Origin of the sequence: Shimwellia pseudoproteus (genome assembly GCF_016415625.1) — a bacterium.
GTDB lineage: Bacteria > Pseudomonadota > Gammaproteobacteria > Enterobacterales > Enterobacteriaceae > Shimwellia > Shimwellia pseudoproteus.
In genome coordinates this window covers 164,906-187,636 of record NZ_WBXP01000002.1, presented here as the reverse complement: position 1 = coordinate 187,636, position 22,731 = coordinate 164,906, and the positions used below count along the sequence as shown (strand labels likewise).

Genomic DNA, 22,731 nt, shown 5'->3' with positions numbered 1-22,731 from the left:
ACGGGATGAAGTACGTGATCCCGTATGACAATCAGGCAATTAGCGAAAATTTTGCGCGAATCAGGTGGCGGCGCAACGCATTTGGTTTACACTGCCGCCTTAGCGCATCTTTGCAGGGACACTTTCTATGTTGCGATATCTGAATCAATGCTCACGCCGCCGCGGCGCCTGGCTGCTGCTGGCACTTACCGCTTTTGCGCTGGAACTGGTTGCGTTGTGGTTTCAGCATGTCATGCTGCTACAGCCTTGTGTTCTGTGTATTTACGAACGCGCCGCGCTGTTCGGCATCATGGGGGCCGGTATTCTTGGCGCCATTGCGCCGGCGACGCCACTGCGTTTTGCTGCCCTGGCGCTGTGGATTTATAGCGCATGGCGCGGGCTGGAAATTGCCTGGCACCATACTATGTTGCAGCTCCACCCCTCCCCGTTTGACGTCTGCCCGTTCCGGCCGGACTTTCCCTCATGGCTGCCCCTTGATAGCTGGGTCCCGCAAATTTTTGCCGCCACCGGTGACTGCTCCGTACGCCAGTGGGAATTTTTGACCCTTGAAATGCCTCAGTGGCTGGTGGGTATCTTCGCGGCTTATCTGGTGGTGGCGCTGGTGGTGATTATCGCCCAGTTCTGCAAACCGAAACGCCGGGACTTGTTCGGCCGTTAATTCTGATCACCCGCCTGCGGGCGGGTGAGATGCCACGAAACAACAAACAGCGCGCAGCCCGCACGGGTATATTCAGGTCTGTAAATTCATTTGTATGATGAATAAAACTGTGTTGTTATTAGGTCTGATAAATAACGCCTGATAAATAACACCCGATCATTGTGCTGTTTGATCCCATTTCCCCCTGCACTCTCCGGCAGGGGGATTTTTTTATGGCGGTCAGGCAGGGCCAGCAGCGAACCGCTGACGAGGGATAAGGATTAGCAGATTTCGTGGCCGTCCGGCAGGTTGAGGATATGATCCTGCCAGTTATTCACTTCAGATTCTCTCACCGCGATATGACGCACCGAGATACGCTCAGCGTGCATGGCAGATTTAGATCCGGTACGCAGCGGGTGCCAGCGCGGCAGATCTTCACCGTCAGCCAGTAACCGGTAGGCGCAAGTGGACGGTAGCCATTCAAACGTCAGCAAATTTTCCCGCGTCAGTTTGATGCAGTCCGGCTCATAGTCAAAACGCCGGGCATAATTACGGCACTGGCAGGTTTTAATGTTTAACTGGCGACAGGCCACGTTGGTGAAATAAATTTCATCCGTGTCTTCGTCCATCAGTTTATGCAGGCAGCACTGCCCGCACCCGTCGCAAAGTGATTCCCACTGTTCATCACTCATTTGTTCCAGGGTGAGGGTCTGCCAGAATGGTTGTTCGGTCATGTATTCATCAGGTCTGAGAAGTCAGCGGCTATTCTATAAACTTGTCCCCCCTGGATGCAAACATTGCCGCCATTCTCTGGCGGCATTCGCTCACAATACCCGGGTGGTGATGCTCTGCCCGTTCAGGGAAACCGCAACATCATCGCCACTGACCAGGGGCCCGACCCCTTCCGGGGTGCCGGTGAGGATCACGTCACCGGCGCGCAGTGTGAAAAAGCGGCTCATATAGCTGATCAACGGCAGGATCTTATGGATCATATCTGCGGTGGTGCCATCCTGGCGGATCTCACCATTGACGGTTAATGTTAGCCGCGAGTCTTGCGGGTCCGCCGTGTATTCTTTTACCGGAATAAACCCGGATATCGGGCAGGCGTTATCAAAGCCTTTGGCCTTTTCCCAGGGGGCGCCGGCCTTTTTCAGGGTGCCCTGTAGCTCACGCAGGGTTAAATCAATCGCCACCCCGTAACCGGCAATGGCGCTGGCAACATGGGCCTCACTGGCCTGTTTCAGGGTATTGCCAATCAGAATAGCCAGTTCCACTTCATGGTGTACCGCCCCCAGCCCTTCCGGCAGTACCAGCGGCTGGCGCAGATCGCAGAGCGCGGTTTCCGGCTTAATGAACAGTACCGGCTCCTGCGGGGTGGCACTGCCCATCTCTTTAATGTGTTGTGCGTAGTTGCTGCCCACACAGACCACTTTCCCGGTCTGGCAATCCAGTAATGCCCCCTGCCAGTGACGATGTTGGTACATAGACGACCCCTTGCGGTTGATAGATGGATGTAATCTGGTTGTTACTATTTGCAAGGTATGGCGGGAAAGTCAATCGACCCGGGGCAAAAGATAGCCCGCAATAGGCAGGGATGAAACCCGGCGACCTGACGGCCGCCGGGGTAAATTATTTCTGTTTGTGTTGTTCGATGTGCATTTTTAACAAACTTTCTGGCGGTGGCGGCAACTGCAGATAATATCCTTGCTCCTCCAGCGCTTTTTTCACTACGCTGATATCGGCATTGGCCAGACGCTTACTGCCATCGAGGGGGAATATCATCGCCAGCACCGGCCGGCCGAAACTATTGAGCAGTTCCTCAGGGACACGGGAAAAATCGTCTTTTTTTTCGACGTAGAGATAAGTTTGGTCACGTTTACTGCTTCTGTAGATCACACAAAACATGTTTTTACTCTGATTTCGCGGGATGGTTATTGCCTGAATATAACTGTGACTATAACATGCCTTCTATACTTCGGAATATGTTCCCGGAATATCGGGATTAAACTGTATTGAGTAAGGCCAGGATGTCAAACACGCCAATCGAGCTAAAAGGCAGTAGCTTCACCTTATCAGTGGTTCATTTACATAATGCACAACCAGAGGTTATTCGGCAGGCGCTGGAAGACAAAATAGCTCAGGCCCCGGCATTTTTGAAAAATGCCCCTGTGGTGGTGAATATTTCAGCACTGGAAGGGCCGTTTAACTGGCCAGAAATACTGAGCGCCATGCAGGCAACCGGTTTACGTATTATGGGTGTCAGTGGCTGTAAAGACGCTACGCTTAAAACACAAATCGGGCGCAGTGGTATTCCGCTACTTACCGAAGGTAAAGAAAAAGCCATCCGGGCAGAGCCTGAGCGGCCTGAGCCGGTAGAACAAAAGGTCATTCCGCCAGAGCCAGTTCCTGTGGCCGCTGCGCAGACCCGTATAATTAATACTCCGGTGCGTTCCGGGCAGCGTATCTACGCCCCTGGCAGTGATTTAATCGTCACCAGCCATGTTAGCGCAGGTGCCGAACTTATTGCTGATGGCAATATCCATATCTACGGCATGATGCGTGGGCGTGCCCTCGCGGGTGCCGCCGGTAACCGGGACGCACAAATATTTTGTACCCACCTGGGGGCGGAACTGGTTTCCATCGCCGGGGTTTACTGGCTGAGTGAACAAATCCCGGCCGATTTTTCTGGCAAGGCGACGCGGTTGTGTCTCACCGACGGTGTCTTGTCAGTACAACCATTAGATTAATAAGCCCTTTTAACAAGGAATTCCTTATGGCACGCATTATTGTTGTTACATCTGGTAAAGGGGGCGTGGGCAAGACGACGTCCAGCGCGGCCATCGCTACGGGTTTGGCCCAGAAGGGGAAAAAAACCGTCGTTATCGATTTCGATATCGGCTTGCGTAACCTGGATTTGATAATGGGTTGCGAACGCCGCGTCGTTTATGACTTCGTTAACGTCATTCAGGGCGATGCCACACTGAATCAGGCACTGATTAAAGATAAACGTACGGAAAATCTGTACATTCTGCCAGCGTCTCAGACCCGTGACAAAGACGCGCTGACCCGTGAAGGGGTTGAAAAAGTGCTCGATGAGCTGGCAGAGATGAAGTTCGACTTCATTATCTGTGACTCCCCGGCCGGTATCGAAACCGGTGCGCTGATGGCGCTCTACTTTGCCGACGAAGCGGTGATTACCACCAACCCGGAAGTCTCTTCTGTTCGTGACTCTGACCGTATTTTGGGGATCTTATCCTCGAAGTCTCGCCGCGCCGAGAACGGCCAGGACGCGATTAAAGAACACCTGCTGTTAACCCGTTATAACCCCGGCCGCGTCAGCAAAGGGGATATGCTGAGCATGGAAGATGTGCTGGAAATTCTGCGTATCCCGCTGGTTGGCGTGATCCCGGAAGATCAGTCCGTGCTGCGGGCATCGAACCAGGGTGAACCGGTTATTCTTGATCATGAATCAGATGCAGGTAAGGCGTACTCCGACACCGTCGAGCGTCTGCTGGGAGAAGAACGTCCCTTCCGCTTTATCGAAGAAGAGAAGAAAAGTTTCCTCAAACGCCTGTTCGGAGGATAAGTTATGGCATTACTTGACTTTTTTCTGTCACGAAAAAAGAGCACTGCGAATATCGCAAAAGAGAGATTACAAATTATTGTTGCTGAACGTCGCCGCAGCGATGCAGAACCCCACTATCTGCCTCAGCTGAAGCGCGACATTCTGGAAGTGATCTGTAAATATGTACAGATCGATCCTGAGATGGTGACAGTACAGTTGGATCAAAAAGGCGACGATATCTCGATACTGGAATTGAACGTCACATTACCAGAAGCCGAAGAATCAAAATAAGCGCCATTAAAAAAGCCCCCGATTATTCGGGGGCTTTTTTTTTACAATAAGTTTAATTATGGAATTGTCTTATTGTATATCGTTAATTAATACACTTCAGGGAATAATACCCTATAGTAATCGGAAAATTACCAATTAGTATTCCTGCAACAGGGTAATTAATTGCTCACCCAGCAGGTTATTACGCCAGCCGCTAATTAGCTCCGGCATCATCGACTGGGGTTTGAGCTTCCAGTGCCAGTTCAGCAGCTGATTGATCTGGCGGCGTGACGCCAGCAGTTCGGCACTGACGCCTTTCTGCTCTGATACCTGCACTACCAGGGCTTTAATCGCCTTAAATGCCTTACGGTAACCGGGCATGTCTACCAGGTTGGCCAGCGGTTCCGGCAGCGCGTCTTCCGGTAGCTCGTTGGCCTGTGCCACCAGCGCCAGCAGCGTTTTACCGTGGAAGCGAATCTCATTACCGGCCAGCCCGAGGCTGCTCAGTTCCCCCAGAGAACCCGGCATATAGCGGGCCACCTGCCACAGATGCTCTTCGCGGACAATAAAGTTCACCGCCATATCGCGCTCCCGGGCTTTACGCAGCCGCCAGGAGGCCAGCAGCTTCAGGCAGCCAAGCTGCCGGGTACGCAATTGCCAGGCATTGCCTATCTCACGCCAGGCGTCTTGCGGATCGAGGATGTCACTGCGGCGGGCCATCATCAGGCGGCACTCGTCTTCAGCGGCTGCCATCCAGCCCCCGGTTTGGGTTTCATCAATCAATTTGCGGGCAATGGGTAACAGCCAGTACACGTCCCCGGCAGCATATTCGCACTGGCGCTCGGTCAGCGGGCGGGCCAGCCAGTCAGTGCGGGATTCGCTTTTATCCAGCACTACCCCACAGTAAGCCTCCACCAGGGTAGCAAAGCCACAGGACAGCGGACGGCCACAGAATGCCGCCAGCACCTGGGTGTCGATCATCGGATCCGGCATCATGCCAAAGCTGTTGGCGAACACTTCCAGATCTTCACTGCCGGCATGCAGGATTTTCGTTACCCGGGTATCCGCCAGCAGGGCCTGAAACGGCGACCAGTCAGTGATGGTCAGCGGATCGATAAGCGAGATCTGCTCGCTGTCATACAGCTGGATCAGCCCCAGTTGCGGGTAGTAAGTGCGGGTGCGGACAAACTCAGTGTCCAGGGTCAGTACCGGAAATTGACGCGCCGCCTGGCATACCGCCGCCAGCGCCTCATTCGTGGTGATCATCTGGTAATTCAACATATACTCTCTTCAGTTTGCGCCCAAAAAAAAGCGCCGGGCTGGCCAGCGCTTAGGGGCTGTGCTACTGCTCAGCCCTTATTGTTGCCTGTCTTGTGCGCTTCGTCACGCAGTTCTCGTCGTAAAATCTTACCGACGTTCGATTTGGGCAATTCCGTACGAAATTCAATCAATTTTGGCACTTTGTAGCCGGTCAGATGGCGGCGGCAGAACGCCGTCAGCGCCTCCTCAGACAGGGAGGGGTCTTTACGCACCACAAAAATTTTGACACTTTCGCCACTGGCCCCGCTGGGTACCCCCACGGCGGCAACCTCGGCCACACCGTCATGCTGCATTACCACGTCTTCGATTTCATTGGGGTAGACATTAAACCCCGACACCAGAATCATGTCTTTTTTGCGATCAACAATCCGCAAGAACCCTTCGCCATCTACCGTGGCAATATCCCCGGTGTGCAGCCAGCCGTCTTTAATTATCTCGTCAGTGGCGTCCGGGCGCTGCCAGTACCCCAGCATCACCTGCGGGCCGCGGGCACACAACTCCCCAGGCTCCCCAGGCGCGACTTCGTTATCGTCGTCGTCCACCAGTTTGACCTCGGTGGAGGGCACCGGCAAACCAATGCTACCGCTGTGGTAGGTAATATCGTGGGGGTTGACGCTCACCAGCGGTGAGCACTCGGTGAGCCCATAACCTTCCAGTAAAAACTGCCCGGTGAGCTTCTCCCAGCGCTCGGCCACCACCTGCTGTACCGGCATACCGCCCCCGGCCGCCAGATGCAGTTTTGAGAAGTCCAGTTTGCGAAATTCGCTGTTATTCAGCAGGGCATTAAATAAGGTGTTCACCCCGGTCATGGCGGTAAATGGATATTTGGCCAGTTCCTTCACCAGGCCTGGGATATCCCGGGGGTTGGTGATCAGCAAGTTCTGGCCGCCCAGCTCAATAAACAGCAGGCAGTTCATGGTCAGGGCAAAAATATGGTACAGCGGCAGCGCCGTAACCACGTGCTCTGTGCCGGAAAACAACAGCGGCCCGTAGGTGGCTTTCACCTGCTCAAGGTTGGCCAGCATATTACGGTGGGTGAGCATCGCCCCTTTCGCCACCCCGGTGGTGCCCCCGGTATATTGCAGGAAGGCCACATCATCCCCCAGCAGCTCCGGTTTGATGTACTGCATCCGGTAACCCTGCTGAAGCGCACCGCGGAAAGATATCGCATCCGGTAAATGGTATTTGGGAACCAGGCGCTTAATGTATTTGACGACGAAATTCACCATCGTCCCCCTGGCAGTGGAGAGCTGGTCCCCCATGCGGGTCAGGATCACGTGTTTAACCGTGGTATTGCTGACCACTTTCTCCAGGGTATGGGCAAAGTTAGAGACAATCACAATGGCGCTGGCACCGCTGTCATTAAGCTGATGCTCCAGCTCCCGGGGGGTGTAGAGCGGATTAACGTTCACCACAATCATACCGGCCCGCAGGATGCCAAACAGCGCCACCGGATATTGCAGCAGGTTCGGCATCATTAACGCCACCCGATCGCCCTTTTGCAGGCCCAGGCCCTGTTGCAGCCAGGCGGCAAACGCGCGGCTGCGCTCCTCCAGCTTACGGAATGTCATTACCTCGCCCATGTTAATGAAGGCGGGCTGATCAGCATAGCGCTGAACGGCCTGTTCAAATAAGGCGATCAACGAGGGGTAACGATCGGGGTCAATATCACTGGGAACATCTGCCGGGTAGCGATTAAGCCAAACCTTCTTCAAGGATTCACCTCTGTATTTATTATTCGTCGTCATCTCAACCCCAAACAAATACACATGTTGTTAACATTATATTAACTCAGCGTACCAGTTTATTAATTAGCCTGATTGAAGGTTGAGAAGCGCATCACTAATTATTTTTTCTTTGGTCCTGAAAATAAATAAACAGCGGACCGGCCGCTGTTTATAATAATTTTTAAATCAATACGTTATTCGGTTACGACTGATTGAACCTGGGCGGGGCCCGGTGAGTACCATCCCCAGGGACCAGGGCCATAGCGATAGCCCCAGGGGCGTGGGCCCCACATCCAGGGGTCCGGCTGCGGCGGCATCACCACCTGCTGTACGACACGCCAGCGTTTATAGCCGGTGGCCTGCATCACCATATACTTATAGGTGGCCGAGCCCACTTTCCCATCCTCTACGCCGGTTATCGGCCCTACGACTGTCACCAGTTGGCCCCGAAAATCTACCGGATCAAGGAACCCATTGATATCCGCATAAATACGGCCCCGGGACGATGCCCCGAGAATCGGCCGCGCGCCGTCGTCCAGCGGTACCGTGGCAATTTCCAGCCGGGTTTTGCCCTGTTCAGGGCGAATATCAACCACTTTGCCGCCAAAGCGCGCTTCCTGCCCGACATACAGCTGCGGCGCGTTCATCACCCGAACCAGATCGTCCTGAGGGGTCGGACTGGTACCTTTGATGGCATCCGGCACTGTTACGCACCCGCTGAGCACTATGCTCACCAGCGCGGCCAGCAAAAAACGGGATTTCACTACTGCTACTGTAAGACCCGCCATTTCTGACTCCTTAACCCGGCATGCTGGGCCCGTTGAGGGTCAGGCTCTGCCAGGCAGTTTTTTCCATGCAACTTCATTGCGCAGATAGACAGGCTCAGCCTTATCTACTGCAACCGTCTCGTTACGCGCCAGCTTCGCGGTGGCCAGCGGTAACATGTCCTGAGCATCAGGTAGCTGGATCTCACCGTCGGTTAACGTGAGACCGCAGCCGGCGGCCATCTCTGGCCATGCCTGCCATCCTGTACCAACAGTAGCCCAGTGGCCGTCAAGCTGTGTTAACCGGGCGTTAACCGCTTCAGGTTTTAGCACCGCCTCGGTGGCTTCACCGTGCCAGTTCCCCTGATCATCGCGCTGGTATTCGGCCCAGTACACTTCCCCCATCCGGGCATCAATCGCGGCCAGCACCCGGGTGGCGCCGGTTTTACGAAATGCCCCCTGGGCCATGGTGGCCAGGGTTGATACCCCAATCATGGGCAGATCCGCCCCGAGGGCCAGCCCCTGAGCAATACCGATACCGATACGTACCCCGGTGAAACTGCCGGGGCCGCGCCCAAAGGCCAGGGCGTCAACCTCAGACAGAGAAATCGCGCCCTGGTTCAGAATATCTCGCACCATGGGCAGAATACGTTGGGTGTGTTCGCGGGGGCAAAGCTCAAAGTGGCTATAAGAGGTGCCGTCTTGCCAGAGCGCAACAGAACAGGCTTCAGTGGCTGTATCAATGGCCAGAATTTGCATGGGTTACATCAACCTCGATGGGTCTCCAGGAGTCAAACCGGCGCGCATCATACCACAGTGCGCCCTGGACCATAAAGAATTCGCCGCCCGGCAAGGCGCCCCCTGAGAATAAGTATGACGGGTAAGGGGTTACTCTGCCTGCGGCGCTGCTAAAAATTCCGCCGCCCGCCGCAGATCCCGGGTGCGCGGGGCCGGAGGCAAGCTATTGAGGAACACCGCCCCATAAGGGCGCATCACCAGCCGGTTATCGCAGATAACCAGCACCCCGCGATCATCCACATCGCGGATCAACCGCCCTACCCCCTGTTTTAAGGTGATCACCGCATCCGGTAGCTGGACCTCATCAAACGGGTCCCCCCCGCGGATCCGGCAATCTTCCATCCGGGCCTTGAGCAGCGGATCGTCCGGCGAGGTAAACGGCAGCTTATCAATGATAACCAGCGAGAGCGTATCCCCCCGCACATCGACCCCTTCCCAGAAACTGCTGGTGGCCACCAGCAGGGCGTTTCCCGCCTCAACAAACTGGCGCAGTAACTGTCCTTTGCCGGTCTCCCCCTGGAGCAACACCGGTAATGTCAGCCGGGCGCGAAATTCCGCCGCCAGATCGCGCATCATGGCGTGGGAGGTGCACAGCATAAAACAGCGCCCGTTATTGGCCTCGATAAGCGGGATCAGCATCTGCGCCAGATGGCGGGCGCCGCCGGGCTGGTTAGGCAATGGCAGGCCCCGGGGCACGCACAATAGCGCTTGATGGGCATAGTCAAACGGGCTGGGTAACAGCATGGTTTTTGCGTCATCAATGCCGAGGCGGTGGGTAAAGTGCTGCAAGTCGTCATTAACTGACAGCGTCGCCGAGGTAAACACCCAGCTTCCGGCGCGCTCTTTAATCAGCTGCTGGAATTTTTCCGCCACGGTGAGTGGGGTTAGCGCCAGGGTGAAGTGCCGGGAGGTGCATTCGTACCAGTAGCTGTAACCAGGCTGGTTGATCTCTTTTAGTCGTTTCAGGCGGCCCCGGTAGAGGGTTGCCCGCTCAAAAGCCGCATCGAGCAGCGCTGAACGCCCGAGGGAGAGCTTCGCCACGTCGTAACAGAGTTCGAGGGCGTCATCCAGCAGCAGCAACGCCCGCTGAATATTACTGTCCGCCAGCAGGTCACGCAGGTTCCCCCGGTAGCCAGGCTCCCCCAGTTGCAGGCGGAAATCCTGGGCGCACTGGGCAAGACGGTCCGCGCATTTTTGCAATTGCAGGGTGTCTTTAAGCTTGGTGCGGTAAGCAATGGTGATGTCTTTGGCCAGGTCAATCAGCTGGCGGCTGGACAGGGACTGGCCAAAATACTGGCTGGCAATATCCGGGATCTGGTGGGCTTCATCGAAAATGGTGACTTCGGATTCCGGGATAAGCTCCGCAAACCCACTCTCTTTAACCACCATATCGGCGAGGAACAGATGATGGTTAACCACCACCACATCGGCATCCATGGCTTCCTTACGGGCCTTGACCACGTAACAGTCTTTATATTGCGGGCAATCACTGCCGAGGCAGTTATCATTGGTGCTGGTCACCAGCGGCCACACCGGGGCATCTTCTGCCACGCTGACACAGCCACTGGTGTCGCCGTCAGCCGTTTCGCTGGCCCAGCGCCGCAGTTGCATCAGATCTGTCAGGGTTTGTACCGGCAAATCTCCCCCGGCCATGGTTTGCTGCTCCAGCCGCTCCAGGCACAGGTAGTTTGAGCGGCCTTTCAGCAGCGCCAGTACCCCTTTATACCCGAGAGCTTTCGCCACCGTGGGCAAATCCCGGCTGTATAACTGATCCTGCAACGCTTTCGAGCCGGTGGAGATTATCACTTTTTTACCGGATCGCAGGGCGGGTGCCAGATACGCGTAGGTTTTACCGGTACCGGTTCCTGCTTCGACCACCAGTGAACGCCCCTCGGCCAGTACGCGGGTGACCGCCTCGGCCATCTGGCGCTGAGGTTCCCGGGGCCGGAAACCGGGGATGGCCTGAGCCAGTTGCCCTTCTGCTGCAAAATCGTCTGTCACACTACCCCCTGGTTAAATTGCCAGTGATTATGTCAGGGTGACCGCCCTTTCGCCAGCGAAGAGGTGACGCGCCTGCCGCAATATGGCAGTCTTTTGGCGTTGAGGTCTTATCATAAGGGAGAAAAAATGACCATTTTACGTATCAAACCGGAAGCCCGCTGGTCAGACGCGGTGATCCATAATCAGACCCTGTATTACACTGGCGTTCCGGAAAATCTCGATGCCGATGCCTATGAGCAGACCGCCAATACGCTGGCGCAAATTGATGCCATGCTGGCGGAACAGGGCAGCGATAAATCGCGGATTCTGGACGCGACGATTTTTCTGACCAATAAAGCCGATTTTGCGCAGATGAACCGGGCGTGGGATGCGTGGGTGGTGGCCGGTCATGCGCCGGTACGCTGTACCGTGCAGGCGGGGTTAATGAACCCCCGTTACCGGGTAGAGATTAAAATTATTGCCGCACTGTAATTACCGCAATTTGCTGCACTATAAACGATAATCGGGCGCCGTTGTGCGCCCGACTCGGTTACGCGTCGTCCTCGTCGTCGCCGTAACCGTCGTACTCTTCACCGTCCTGGTGCGCGTCTTCGTCATCATCCTCGAAGCGGGCAACCATCCGCTCACCGGTATGGGTCGCGCGGATTTCCGCTGCCACAGTGGCAATGGCTTCGCCGCTGGTCATGCCCTGGGACATCAGGTCATGAATGCGCTCTACGGCCTGTTGCTGCTGCTCATGGCTTAATACAGGTAAACCTGCAAACATTGTCGACTCCTGTTACATTACTGGCGCTATTATTTCACGCCCGCGGCCTGTGAGCCAGCGAACATCGCTTTTGTTACCGTTTCAGGAATTGGTTATGCCCCGTAAGATCCCCGCAATGGTCACCCTTCCCTGGCACCAGGATGCCGCCAGCCGCTGGTTTGCCCCACTCAGCCACCAGCCCTGGGCCATGCTGCTGCACTCCGGGAACGCCGATCATCCCCACAACCGGTTTGATATTATCGTTGCCGATCCCGTCACCACGCTGACCACCCGGGGCGACACTACCGAGATTGTCAGCCGCCACCAGCGCGAAACGTCTTGTGACGATCCGCTGGCCCTGGTGCAGCAGGCGCTGGACGCACTCGGTGTTGATCCCGCCCCTCATGCGGATCTGCCTTTTCTCGGCGGCGCCCTCGGGCTGTTCGGTTATGATCTCGGCCGCCGCTTTGAGCGCTTGCCGCACCAGGCAGTGGCGGATCTTACCACCCCGGATATGGCCATCGGCCTCTATGACTGGGCCCTGGTGGTGGATCACCTGCACCAGCGGGTGACCCTGCTCAGTTGGGGTGATGTAGCGCAGCGCCTGGCCTGGCTGGAACAGCAGCGCGCCCCCGTCCGGGCGCCTTTTGCGCTGACCGGCCCCTGGCAGGCCAATATGGATCGTGAACAATACGGGGCGCGGTTTCGCCAGATTCAGCAGTGGCTACGCAGCGGTGACTGTTACCAGGTTAACCTCGCCCAGCGTTTCCAGGCCCCCTACCAGGGGGATGAGTGGCAGGCATTCTGCCAGCTCAATACCGCAAACCGGGCGCCGTTTAGCGCCTTTGTGCGTCTGGACAACAGCGCCCTGTTGAGCCTTTCCCCGGAGCGTTTTATCCAGCTGACTGATGGCCAAATCCAGACCCGGCCAATTAAAGGCACCCTGCCGCGTATTGCCGATGATCCCGCCCGGGATGCCGACCAGGCGCGCAAACTGGCGGCCTCACCGAAAGATCGCGCCGAAAATTTGATGATTGTCGATCTGCTGCGTAACGATATTGGCCGGGTGGCCGTACCGGGGAGCGTCCGCGTTCCCGAGCTGTTTGTGGTGGAAGCCTTCCCGGCGGTGCACCATCTGGTGAGCACCATCACTGCCCGGTTACCGGCGACCTTACGGGCAACCGATCTGCTGCGCGCCAGCTTCCCTGGCGGATCGATCACCGGAGCCCCTAAGGTCCGCGCCATGGAGATTATCGATACCCTGGAGCCTCAGCGGCGTAATGCCTGGTGCGGCAGCATCGGGTATCTGAGCGCCTGTGGCAATATGGACACCAGTATTACCATTCGCACCCTGACCGCAGAGCAAGGCTACCTCTACTGTTCCGCCGGTGGCGGGATTGTTGCCGACAGCGAGGAATCTGCTGAATATCAGGAAACCTTTGATAAAGTTAATCGTATCTTACCGTTGCTCTGAGATTATCGATGGATAACCCGATACTGACACTCGATAGCTTTTTGTCCCGTTTCCAGATGCTGCGCCCGGCACTGCCCGCCGCGGCAGTTAACCAGCGTGAAGCCGCCGTTCTGGTGCCGATCGTGCGCCGCCCGGTGCCCGGCCTGTTGCTGACCCAGCGCTCGAACCGGCTGCGTAAACACGCCGGGCAGGTGGCCTTCCCCGGGGGCGCCATGGACAGCACCGACGCCTCCCTGATTGCCGCCGCCCTGCGTGAAGCCCAGGAAGAGGTCGCCATTCCCCCGGAATGTGTTGAGGTTATCGGCGTGCTGCCCCCGGTGGACAGCGTCACCGGGTTCCGGGTGACCCCGGTGGTGGGGATTATTCCTGCGGATCTGCATTATCACGCCAGTGAAGATGAAGTTGCCGACGTGTTTGAAATGCCGCTTCGCGAGGCGCTGCGCCTTGGCCGCTACCATCCCCTTGATATCTGGCGCCGGGGGGATGAACACCGGGTGTGGCTCTCCTGGTATCAGCACTATTTTGTCTGGGGTATGACCGCGGGCATTATTCGTGAGCTGGCGCTGCAAATTGGTCAGGACATCTGACTATACTAGTGTTCACTTCCTGATTATTTTGCCAGACAGGCGAAAAATGCGGGAATTATAACGCAGAGCATTAGTTATACAGTGGATACGCATTAGTTTAATTCATGTGAATAATTCGCTACTTCTGATGCGGTTCCTCATACACTAGCGGCGATTTTTTTGAATAATCATCAGCCTGCCAGGAGTTTTAACGTGATTAGCATATTCGACATGTTCAAAGTCGGTATCGGACCGTCCAGTTCCCATACCGTCGGCCCGATGAAAGCGGGGAAACAGTTCGTCGATGATCTGGTGGAAAAGGGATTGCTCGATTCAGTTACCCGGGTGGTGGTAGATGTCTACGGCTCCCTGTCCCTCACCGGTAAAGGGCACCATACGGATATTGCCATTATTATGGGCCTGGCGGGCAACCAGCCAGATAACGTTGATATTGATGCGATCCCGGGGTTTATTCGCGACGTACAAACCCGCGGCCGACTGTTACTGGCCAATGGTCGCCATGAAGTGGACTTCCCGGCAGACGGCGGCATGTGTTTCCACAATACCAATTTGCCGCTGCACGAAAACGGGATGCAGATCCACGCCTGGGATGGCGATACGCTGATCTATGCCAAAACCTATTACTCCATTGGCGGTGGTTTTATCGTTGATGAAGAACACTTTGGTAAAGAGAGCGACACGGTACTGGATGTGCCTTACCCCTATCATTCTGCCCTTGATCTGCTGGCGCACTGTAAAGCCAGCGGCCATTCGTTCTCGGGGCTGGTGATGCAAAATGAGCTGGCGCTGCACAGCCAGAAAGAGATAGCTGACTATTTTGAGCGGGTATGGAATACCATGCGCGCCTGTATTGATCGCGGCATGAATACCGAAGGGGTACTGCCCGGGCCACTGCGGGTACCGCGCCGGGCCTCAGCCCTGCGTCGTCTGCTGGTGTCCAGCGATAAGCTCTCCCGGGATCCAATGAATGTCGTGGATTGGGTGAACATGTTTGCCCTGGCGGTAAACGAAGAGAACGCCGCCGGTGGCCGGGTGGTCACCGCCCCGACAAACGGGGCCTGCGGGATTGTGCCGGCGGTGCTGGCTTACTACGACCATTTTATTGAATCTGTCAGCCCGGATATTTATATCCGCTATTTCCTCGCCTGCGGGGCAATTGGCACGCTGTATAAGATGAATGCGTCAATCTCCGGGGCCGAAGTGGGCTGCCAGGGGGAAGTGGGTGTTGCCTGTTCGATGGCGGCGGCGGGCCTTGCGGAGCTGCTGGGCGCCAGCCCGGAACAGGTCTGTGTCGCGGCAGAAATCGGTATGGAGCATAACCTGGGATTAACCTGTGACCCGGTTGCCGGGCAGGTACAGGTGCCCTGCATTGAACGTAACGCTATCGCCTCGGTAAAGGCGATTAACGCCGCGCGTATGGCCATGCGCCGGACCAGTGAACCGCGGGTATCGCTGGATAAAGTTATCGAGACAATGTACGAAACCGGCAAAGACATGAACGCCAAGTACCGGGAAACCTCCCGCGGTGGCCTGGCTATCAAAGTGCAGTGTGACTAATCACCGCCACCTGAATGACCAACATGCCAGGCACTGCCTGGCATTTTTTATGCTGTTACGCGGTGTGATGACGCGCTGCGGCACCGGGATCACCATTTTACAGCGCGAAATTATTAGCGGCCCCCGTGCGGGCGAACCGGATGATCCGCCCGCTCAGCCGGATTAGCGCTCGTCGTCGTGGCTGTCCGCCGCCGGATCTTTAGTGATACGGACTAAATCGACGCGGTAGTCATTGGCTTCCAGTACTTCAATATGCAGCGACCCAACATCGATAATATCCCCCTGGCGCGGAATATGACCATTGGCAGCAATCACCATCCCGGCCACGGTAGCGACATCACCATCCCCGGTTAACGAGACACCCCCAATCCGCTGTTGCAGGGCGTGCAGGTCAGTAGACCCTTTCACCAGCCAGCTAGCGCCATCGGCAATGATCTCCGGGGTTTCATCGGCATCGGGAAATTCACCGGCGATCGCCTCCAGCACGTCCAGCGGCGTGACCAGCCCCTGCACCACCCCGAACTCGTTATTGACGATAACAAAACTCCCTTTTGCCCGGCGCAGCACGCTAAGCAGGTTAATCGGGTCGAGTGTTTCCGGCACCACAATGGCCGGGGTCATTGCCGCCATCGCCGCCACATCCACTCCCTGATCCAGCGCCACCAGCAACTCTTTGGCCCGGACCACACCAATCAGCTCATCCAGCTCCCCCCGGCAGACCGGGAACAGGCTGTGTGGCGATGAGAGTAACTGGGTGCGGATGTCGGTATCGCTGCGGCTGGCATCCACCCAGCTTATCTCCCCCCGGGGGGTCATAATGCTGCGCAGCGAACGCTCCGCCAGGGTCAGCACCCCATTTATCATATAGCGTTCTTCTTCCACGAACGCCTCGCCGGAGACCTGAACCAGGGATGCGGGCTCAGCTGTGGTGCTCGCGCAGGGTGCCGTTTTACGTTTCCCCTGCATCAAATTCAGCACCGCTGCCGCCGTACGGGCGCGCAGCGGCAGGATCGACTGGTGCTTAATAAAATTATGGCGGGCTATCTGGTTAAACAGCTCAATCAGAATCGAGAACCCAATCGCCGCATACAGGTAGCCTTTCGGAATATGGAAGCCAAACCCTTCGGCCACCAGGCTCAGACCAATCATCAGCAGGAAGCTCAGGCACAGCACCACCACCGTAGGGTGCTGGTTCACAAACCGGGTCAGCGGTTTTGACGCCAGCAGCATCACGGCCATGGCGATAACCACCGCCACCATCATGATAGCCAGATCATTCACCATCCCCACCGCGGTGATCACCGCATCCAGCGAGAACACCGCATCCAGGACCACGATTTGCAGCACCACAACCCAAAAGCTGGCGTACCCCTTACCGTGGACCCCTTCATGCTGGCGGTTTTCCAGCCGTTCATGTAACTCGGTGGTGGCTTTAAACAACAAGAACAGCCCCCCCAGCAGCATGATCAGGTCACGGCCCGAGAAGGTAAAGCTCGCCACACTGAACAGCGGTTGTGTCAGGGTGACCATCCAGGAAATTAACGATAACAGCCCCAGGCGCATGATCAGTGCCAGACTCAGGCCGATGATCCGCGCTTTATCCCGCTGCCGGGGGGGAAGTTTGTCTGCCAGAATGGCAATAAAAACCAGGTTATCAATACCCAGCACAATCTCCAGCACCACCAGCGTCAGCAGGCCGGCCCAGACTGTCGGGTCCATTAAAAATTCCATGACACACTCCGGTTCAGGACACAATAGTGACGCCCCTGCTTCTGCGGGGTATCAGCGTGTATTGATGTGAAGACGTAGCGGCGGGTATCGCCTGGTAAAACGGTGGCCCCGGAAAGAGGCAAATATGTGGAAAGCCATCGGTGACGGTCCATAGACTGGGAAAGTACCCTTTACTCCTGATTAAGAAACACGGCGTTACATTAGCAGAGAGTTTTTCAGTTAGGCAAAGATTTACGCGTTTTTGCAAAACAAGCTATTTACATCTCTCATTCCTGTAAAATTCTTCCGGCTGGATCGCTAAATTACGGAAGCGCATCACAAAAATTATTTTTTCGGTATCTAAAATAAATGCCGGATTATAGGAATAATTCTATTTATTGTTATTTGAATCGATTCAAGTCCCTTTGGTGGCTGATTCACTATACGCACACTTCATTAGAGGTGTGTTAATGGCAAACAGGAGGTAGCAAGTGACTATTGCTATTGTCATAGGCACACACGGTTGGGCAGCTGAACAGCTTCTGAAAACAGCCGAAATGCTGTTAGGCGAGCAAGAGAACGTCGGCTGGATAGACTTCGTCCCAGGGGAGAATGCTGAAACCCTGATCGAAAAATATACCGCGCAGTTAGCAAAACTGGATACCAGCAAAGGTGTGCTGTTTCTGGTTGATACCTGGGGCGGTAGTCCGTTTAACGCCGCCAGCCGTATTGTGGTGGACAAAGAGCACTATGAAGTGGTTGCGGGCGTTAACATCCCCATGCTGGTGGAAACCTTTATGGCGCGTGATGATGACCCCAGCTTTGATGAATTAGTCAGCCTGGCGGTTGAAACCGGCCGCGAAGGGGTCAAAGCCCTGAAGGCCCAACCTGCTGAAAAACCGGCCCCGGTTGCCGCCCCTAAAGCCGCGGCACCTGCCCGGCCAATGGGCGCTGGCGACTATATGGTGATCGGCCTGGCGCGTATCGATGACCGTTTGATCCATGGTCAGGTAGCGACCCGCTGGACCAAAGAAACCAACGTACGCCGCATTATCGTGGTCAGCGATGAAGTGGCGGCGGACACGGTGCGTAAAACCCTGCTTACCCAGGTCGCGCCGCCGGGCGTGACAGCGCACGTGGTTGATGTCGCAAAAATGATCCGCGTTTATAACAACCCGAAATATGCCGGTGAACGTGTGATGTTGCTGTTCACCAATCCGACAGACGTTGAACGTCTGGTGGAAGGCGGCGTGAAAATTACCTCGGTGAATATCGGTGGTATGGCATTCCGTCAGGGTAAAACCCAGGTAAATAACGCAGTGTCCGTGGATCAGAAAGACATTGATGCCTTCACCTGGCTGAATGAACACGGTATCGAACTGGAAGTGCGGAAAGTTTCCACCGATACAAAATTAAAAATGATGGACTTGATTAGCAAAGTGAATAAATAAGGCCGGGCCGTATTTATCACTGACTCAGATAATCACACATAATCTGGAATTGTTTATAGGAGAAGTACAATGGAGATAACCACTCTTCAAATTGTGCTGGTGTTCATTGTGGCCTGTATTGCCGGTATGGAATCGGTACTTGATGAGTTCCAGTTCCACCGCCCCCTGATCGCCTGTACGTTGATTGGTGCCGTTCTCGGTGATATGAAAACCGGTATTATTATCGGTGGTACTCTGGAAATGATAGCCCTGGGCTGGATGAACATCGGTGCCGCGGTAGCGCCCGATGCCGCACTGGCGTCTATTATTTCTACCATTCTGGTTATTGCCGGCCATCAGAGCATCGGTGCAGGTATTGCCCTGGCAATCCCGCTGGCGGCAGCCGGCCAGGTACTGACTATCGTTGTGCGTACTATCACCGTTGGTTTCCAGCATGCGGCAGATAGCGCAGCAGAAAAAGGTAACCTGACAGCCCTCTCCTGGCTGCATGTCAGCTCACTGTTCCTGCAGGCGATGCGTATTGCTATCCCGGCGGTTATCGTGGCTATCTCCGTAGGGACTAACGAAGTTCAGAGCATGCTGAATGCGATTCCGGAAGTGATCACTACCGGCCTGAATATCGCGGGCGGCATGATCGTGGTCGTCGGTTACGCAATGGTCATCAACATGATGCGTGCCGGCTATCTGATGCCGTTCTTCTACCTGGGTTTTGTTACTGCGGCCTTTACCGAATTCAACCTGGTTGCCCTGGGTGTTATCGGTGCGGTGATGGCGGTGCTGTACATTCAGCTGAGCCCGAAATACAACCGTTCCGCGTCAGCCCCTGCACAGGCAGCTGTTGCTAACGACCTCGATAACGAACTGGATTAATAGGTGAGCGAAATGGTTGATACCACTACTCAAACGGAAAAGAAACTCACGCCCGCCGATATTCGCGGGGTATTTATCCGCTCTAACCTGTTTCAGGGTTCATGGAACTTTGAACGTATGCAGGCGCTGGGCTTCTGCTTCTCAATGGTACCGGCAATTCGCCGTCTGTATCCGGAAAATAACGACGCGCGCCGCCAGGCTATCAAACGTCACCTGGAGTTCTTTAACACCCATCCCTACGTTGCGGCACCGGTGCTCGGGGTTACCCTGGCGATGGAAGAGCAGCGTGCCAATGGCGCGGAGATCGACGACGGTGCCATCAACGGTATCAAAGTCGGTCTGATGGGACCGCTGGCCGGCGTTGGCGACCCTATCTTCTGGGGGACGGTACGCCCGGTATTTGCGGCGCTGGGTGCCGGGATTGCCATGAGCGGTAGCCTGCTGGGCCCGCTGCTGTTCTTTATCCTGTTCAACCTGGTGCGCCTGCTGACCCGTTACTACGGTGTGGCATACGGCTACCGTAAAGGGGTGGATATCGTTAAGGATATGGGCGGTGGCTTCCTGCAGAAACTGACGGAAGGGGCGTCTATTCTCGGCCTCTTTGTTATGGGGGCCCTGGTTAACAAGTGGACCCACGTTAACATTCCGCTAGTGGTGTCGCGGATCACTGACCAGACCGGTGCTGAAAAAGTCACCACGGTGCAGACCATCCTCGACCAGTTGATGCCGGGCCTGGTACCGCTGCTGCTGACCTTTGCCTGCATGTGGTTACTGCGTAAGAAAGTGAATGCCCTGTGGATCATCGTTGGCTTCTTCGTCATCGGTATCGTGGGTTATGCTATCGGCCTGCTGGGCCTGTAATCTGAGTGTGACAACCGGGGGCCTTTTGCCCCCGGTTTTTTTATCTGGAGAATTCATGACGCTGACTGATGGTATCCTGGTGCTGTTCATCGTGTTGTTGCTGGGCTGGGCCATTTATGACGAGATAATCCTCGATAAACGTCAGGGCGCTACCCTGCTGCGGGTGCCTCTGCTGCGCCGTAGCCCCATTGATAGCGCGATTTTTATCTTTCTGGTGGGTATTGTGCTGTACAACAACATCACCGGCCACGGTGCAATATTAACCACATGGTTATTATGCACTCTGATTGCAATAGCCATATATATTGGCTGGATACGCCAACCGAAGGTGTTATTCAAGGCCAGTGGGTTATTTTTCGCCGGCGCCTGGGTATCTTATGACCGAATTAAAGAGATGAACCTCTCCGAAGACGGCGTACTGGTGATACAGCTGGAGCAACGGCGCGTGCTCATCCGGGTCAGAAATATTGACGATCTTGAGAACATTTACAAACTTCTTGTTGCAACTCAATAAGTTAAAATATACCACAGGCTATATTCCTGTAATTAACATCGGCATATTAATAGCCTTTGCTATATTTACGTTATTAATGTGCCGGTCATGTTAATTATTGGGAAATAACCCTAAAAACGACAATAATTCTCATTAGCGATAAATAATGTTATTTATAAAATATTGTCGTGGGCTTATAAACCATGATAAAGTCTATTCCGTCGTTGGGGAGTAGCTAATTTCCGCTGGAGCGGAAATGTATGTGTCAACATACTCGCTGAAAAGCGTGGCACATACGGACTGAACACCGTTTTCAGTCATGCGAGACCATTGGCATATGCACTGTAGATACTGGGAACGGTGTATGTGTTTAATGGAATTCCCGGTCTGGTATTATCGATGAACGTATCCGCAACTATTCTTCTGGCCCTCGGTATGTCGATGGACGCATTTGCCGTCTCCATCAGTAAAGGGGCCGCCCTCCACAAACCTAAATTCTCCGAAGCATTACGCACCGGGCTGATTTTTGGCTGTATCGAAGCCATTACGCCACTGGTAGGCTGGGTTATGGGTATGCTGGCCAGTAAGCTGGTGATGGAGTGGAACCACTGGATAGCCTTTGGACTGCTGGTCTTCCTCGGGGCGAGAATGCTGGTTGAAGGGGTAAGAGGCCATACCGACGACGATGCGCCCCCAGCCCAGCGCCACGGGTTCTGGCTGCTGGCCACCACCGCAATTGCGACCAGCCTTGATGCCATGGCTGTCGGGGTTGGTCTGGCGTTCCTGAACGTCAATATCTGGTTTACCGCGCTGGCTATCGGCTGCGCAACCTTTACCATGACCACACTGGGGATGATGATCGGCCGCTTTATTGGCCCGCTGCTTGGTAAACGGGCGGAGATCCTCGGTGGCCTGGTGCTAATCGCCATCGGCTGCGAAATTCTCTACGGCCATTACTACGGTTAATCACAGAGACGGTTAATCACTGACGTCCCCGTCCTCAAGAGATCCCTCTGCGGTGGCGAACCGCTATTCATCGCCACCGCAGTTGAAAAACGGCCTTATTCGCCGGATGCCTGATTGTCCCTTCTCCAGAGCCGAATAATAAAATCCGCTTCACAATCAAACGCGCGCTCCGCCGCCAGCTGTTGCCATACCTCCGGCTGTGCCCGCCAGGCAAACGGGGTCATCTGCAACAGGGCGACTGCCTGGTTACCGGGTAACGTCATTGGGTAGCTCAGCGCCTGCTCCCCGGCCAGGGTGAATCCCTCCAGCACTTCAGGCTGAGCATCATGCAGCTTCACCTGGGGGTAAATCAGCCCTTTAAATTGCACCAGATGACGTGGGCCAGGCGTGACAGTAATCACCACCCCACCCGGCACCAGCACCCGGGACAGCTCCGGGGCTTTACAGGGGGCATAGATGCGGACCACCGCCGCAAAGGCGCCATCGGCAAACGGCAGACGGTGGCTGGAGGCGACACAGAACTGGCTGTCCCGGTAACGTTTCGCCGCGTAGCGGATCGCCGTTTTTGAGACATCCAGCCCGTAGCACTCCGCGCCGTGCCGGGCCGCAAGCGGGGCAAACTGATGGGTGTAGTACCCTTCCCCACAGCCAATATCCAGCACATCTCCGGGCAGGGACGCCAGTGCCGCCGCCAGCGTATTAACCACCCGATCGCGCAGCGGCTGATAGTAACCGGCATCAAGAAATGCACGCCGGGCGGCCATCATCTCGGGGCTGTCGCCGGGATCTTTTGAGCGTTTATGCTGTACCGGCAACAGGTTGACGTAGCCTTCTTTTGCCCGGTCAAACTGGTGCCCGGTCGGGCAGGCATAATGGTGCGCCACAGCCTGAAGCGGGCCGTGGCATAGCGGGCAAAGATAAGACATGACAACTCC

General features: G+C 55.5%; 24 protein-coding genes and 1 riboswitch. Of the genes, 13 read left to right on the top strand and 11 right to left on the bottom strand.

What is annotated here, in order from left to right; genetic code table 11:
- The first annotated feature begins 127 nt into the window (after nucleotides 1-127).
- Nucleotides 128-658: a disulfide bond formation protein DsbB gene (dsbB, locus tag F9C28_RS02115; RefSeq protein ID WP_199013447.1), complete on the top strand. Its 531-nt coding sequence runs from the start codon at nucleotides 128-130 to the stop codon at nucleotides 656-658.
- A 260-nt stretch (nucleotides 659-918) separates the two neighbouring features.
- Here the strand turns inward: dsbB and F9C28_RS02110 are convergent, their stop codons facing one another.
- The 3 genes from F9C28_RS02110 to F9C28_RS02100 form a co-directional block, all read right to left on the bottom strand.
- Complete coding sequence (locus F9C28_RS02110) at nucleotides 919-1,371, bottom strand: YcgN family cysteine cluster protein (protein WP_199013446.1); 453 nt, start codon at nucleotides 1,369-1,371, stop codon at nucleotides 919-921.
- 90 nt (nucleotides 1,372-1,461) lie between these two features.
- Nucleotides 1,462-2,121: a fumarylacetoacetate hydrolase family protein gene (locus tag F9C28_RS02105; RefSeq protein WP_199013445.1), complete on the bottom strand. Its 660-nt coding sequence runs from the start codon at nucleotides 2,119-2,121 to the stop codon at nucleotides 1,462-1,464.
- A gap of 145 nt (nucleotides 2,122-2,266) precedes the next feature.
- Complete coding sequence (locus F9C28_RS02100) at nucleotides 2,267-2,542, bottom strand: YcgL domain-containing protein (RefSeq protein ID WP_199013444.1); 276 nt, start codon at nucleotides 2,540-2,542, stop codon at nucleotides 2,267-2,269.
- 122 nt (nucleotides 2,543-2,664) lie between these two features.
- Between F9C28_RS02100 and minC the strand changes: the two genes are divergently transcribed.
- From minC to minE, 3 genes are read left to right on the top strand one after another with little or no spacing between them, the layout of a single operon-like run.
- Nucleotides 2,665-3,384 carry a septum site-determining protein MinC gene (minC, locus tag F9C28_RS02095; RefSeq protein WP_199013443.1) on the top strand — a complete coding sequence of 240 codons (720 nt, stop codon included), beginning with the start codon at nucleotides 2,665-2,667 and terminating at the stop codon, nucleotides 3,382-3,384.
- Between the two features lie 26 nt (nucleotides 3,385-3,410).
- On the top strand, nucleotides 3,411-4,223 hold the full coding sequence (minD, locus tag F9C28_RS02090; protein ID WP_199013442.1) for a septum site-determining protein MinD: 813 nt from the start codon (nucleotides 3,411-3,413) through the stop codon (nucleotides 4,221-4,223).
- 3 nt (nucleotides 4,224-4,226) lie between these two features.
- Nucleotides 4,227-4,493 (top strand): cell division topological specificity factor MinE, encoded by a 267-nt coding sequence (gene minE / locus F9C28_RS02085; RefSeq protein ID WP_199013441.1) that lies wholly within the window; start codon nucleotides 4,227-4,229, stop codon nucleotides 4,491-4,493.
- Nucleotides 4,494-4,628: 135 nt separating this feature from the next.
- On the opposite strand, the gene rnd is transcribed toward minE, so the two are convergent.
- The 5 genes from rnd to F9C28_RS02060 all read right to left on the bottom strand — a co-directional run bounded on the left by rnd (nucleotide 4,629) and on the right by F9C28_RS02060 (nucleotide 11,082).
- Nucleotides 4,629-5,750, bottom strand: coding sequence for a ribonuclease D (gene rnd / locus F9C28_RS02080; RefSeq protein WP_199013478.1), 1,122 nt, complete (start codon nucleotides 5,748-5,750; stop codon nucleotides 4,629-4,631).
- A gap of 71 nt (nucleotides 5,751-5,821) precedes the next feature.
- Entirely contained in the window at nucleotides 5,822-7,507 is a 1,686-nt protein-coding gene (gene fadD, locus F9C28_RS02075) for a long-chain-fatty-acid--CoA ligase FadD (RefSeq protein ID WP_199013440.1), read from the bottom strand.
- 206 nt (nucleotides 7,508-7,713) lie between these two features.
- Complete coding sequence (locus F9C28_RS02070; protein ID WP_199013439.1) at nucleotides 7,714-8,307, bottom strand: Slp/YeaY family lipoprotein; 594 nt, start codon at nucleotides 8,305-8,307, stop codon at nucleotides 7,714-7,716.
- Nucleotides 8,308-8,346: 39 nt separating this feature from the next.
- The gene (gene tsaB / locus F9C28_RS02065; protein WP_199013438.1) at nucleotides 8,347-9,042 is read right to left on the bottom strand and encodes a tRNA (adenosine(37)-N6)-threonylcarbamoyltransferase complex dimerization subunit type 1 TsaB; all 696 of its coding nucleotides are present in this window, start codon (nucleotides 9,040-9,042) and stop codon (nucleotides 8,347-8,349) included.
- Nucleotides 9,043-9,171: 129 nt separating this feature from the next.
- On the bottom strand, nucleotides 9,172-11,082 hold the full coding sequence (locus F9C28_RS02060) for an ATP-dependent DNA helicase (protein ID WP_199013437.1): 1,911 nt from the start codon (nucleotides 11,080-11,082) through the stop codon (nucleotides 9,172-9,174).
- Between the two features lie 126 nt (nucleotides 11,083-11,208).
- On the opposite strand from F9C28_RS02060, the gene F9C28_RS02055 reads away from it, so the two are divergent.
- The gene (locus tag F9C28_RS02055; protein WP_199013436.1) at nucleotides 11,209-11,553 is read left to right on the top strand and encodes a RidA family protein; all 345 of its coding nucleotides are present in this window, start codon (nucleotides 11,209-11,211) and stop codon (nucleotides 11,551-11,553) included.
- 58 nt (nucleotides 11,554-11,611) lie between these two features.
- Here the strand turns inward: F9C28_RS02055 and F9C28_RS02050 are convergent, their stop codons facing one another.
- The gene (locus F9C28_RS02050; RefSeq protein ID WP_199013435.1) at nucleotides 11,612-11,848 is read right to left on the bottom strand and encodes a YoaH family protein; all 237 of its coding nucleotides are present in this window, start codon (nucleotides 11,846-11,848) and stop codon (nucleotides 11,612-11,614) included.
- Nucleotides 11,849-11,942: 94 nt separating this feature from the next.
- On the opposite strand from F9C28_RS02050, the gene pabB reads away from it, so the two are divergent.
- From pabB to sdaA, 3 genes are all read left to right on the top strand, one after another.
- Nucleotides 11,943-13,301, top strand: coding sequence for an aminodeoxychorismate synthase component 1 (gene pabB, locus F9C28_RS02045; protein ID WP_199013434.1), 1,359 nt, complete (start codon nucleotides 11,943-11,945; stop codon nucleotides 13,299-13,301).
- 8 nt (nucleotides 13,302-13,309) lie between these two features.
- Complete coding sequence (locus tag F9C28_RS02040; RefSeq protein WP_199013433.1) at nucleotides 13,310-13,888, top strand: CoA pyrophosphatase; 579 nt, start codon at nucleotides 13,310-13,312, stop codon at nucleotides 13,886-13,888.
- Nucleotides 13,889-14,080: 192 nt separating this feature from the next.
- On the top strand, nucleotides 14,081-15,445 hold the full coding sequence (gene sdaA / locus F9C28_RS02035) for an L-serine ammonia-lyase (RefSeq protein WP_199013432.1): 1,365 nt from the start codon (nucleotides 14,081-14,083) through the stop codon (nucleotides 15,443-15,445).
- Nucleotides 15,446-15,607: 162 nt separating this feature from the next.
- On the opposite strand, the gene yoaE is transcribed toward sdaA, so the two are convergent.
- Nucleotides 15,608-17,176 carry a CNNM family cation transport protein YoaE gene (gene yoaE / locus F9C28_RS02030; RefSeq protein WP_199013431.1) on the bottom strand — a complete coding sequence of 523 codons (1,569 nt, stop codon included), beginning with the start codon at nucleotides 17,174-17,176 and terminating at the stop codon, nucleotides 15,608-15,610.
- Between the two features lie 470 nt (nucleotides 17,177-17,646).
- Here yoaE and manX point away from each other — a divergent pair, with 470 nt between their 5' ends.
- The 5 genes from manX to mntP all read left to right on the top strand — a co-directional run bounded on the left by manX (nucleotide 17,647) and on the right by mntP (nucleotide 21,796).
- Nucleotides 17,647-18,606, top strand: coding sequence for a PTS mannose transporter subunit IIAB (manX, locus tag F9C28_RS02025; protein WP_199013430.1), 960 nt, complete (start codon nucleotides 17,647-17,649; stop codon nucleotides 18,604-18,606).
- Nucleotides 18,607-18,675: 69 nt separating this feature from the next.
- Nucleotides 18,676-19,476, top strand: coding sequence for a PTS mannose/fructose/sorbose transporter subunit IIC (locus F9C28_RS02020; RefSeq protein ID WP_199013429.1), 801 nt, complete (start codon nucleotides 18,676-18,678; stop codon nucleotides 19,474-19,476).
- A 12-nt stretch (nucleotides 19,477-19,488) separates the two neighbouring features.
- Nucleotides 19,489-20,337, top strand: coding sequence for a PTS mannose transporter subunit IID (locus F9C28_RS02015; protein ID WP_199013477.1), 849 nt, complete (start codon nucleotides 19,489-19,491; stop codon nucleotides 20,335-20,337).
- Nucleotides 20,338-20,392: 55 nt separating this feature from the next.
- The gene (locus F9C28_RS02010; protein WP_199013428.1) at nucleotides 20,393-20,851 is read left to right on the top strand and encodes a DUF986 family protein; all 459 of its coding nucleotides are present in this window, start codon (nucleotides 20,393-20,395) and stop codon (nucleotides 20,849-20,851) included.
- Nucleotides 20,852-21,044: 193 nt separating this feature from the next.
- Nucleotides 21,045-21,219: riboswitch (yybP-ykoY riboswitch) on the top strand.
- Nucleotides 21,220-21,229: 10 nt separating this feature from the next.
- Nucleotides 21,230-21,796: a manganese efflux pump MntP gene (gene mntP, locus F9C28_RS02005; RefSeq protein ID WP_199013427.1), complete on the top strand. Its 567-nt coding sequence runs from the start codon at nucleotides 21,230-21,232 to the stop codon at nucleotides 21,794-21,796.
- A gap of 95 nt (nucleotides 21,797-21,891) precedes the next feature.
- On the opposite strand, the gene rlmA is transcribed toward mntP, so the two are convergent.
- Nucleotides 21,892-22,722, bottom strand: coding sequence for a 23S rRNA (guanine(745)-N(1))-methyltransferase (gene rlmA, locus F9C28_RS02000; protein ID WP_199013426.1), 831 nt, complete (start codon nucleotides 22,720-22,722; stop codon nucleotides 21,892-21,894).
- Between the last annotated feature and the right edge of the window lie 9 nt (nucleotides 22,723-22,731).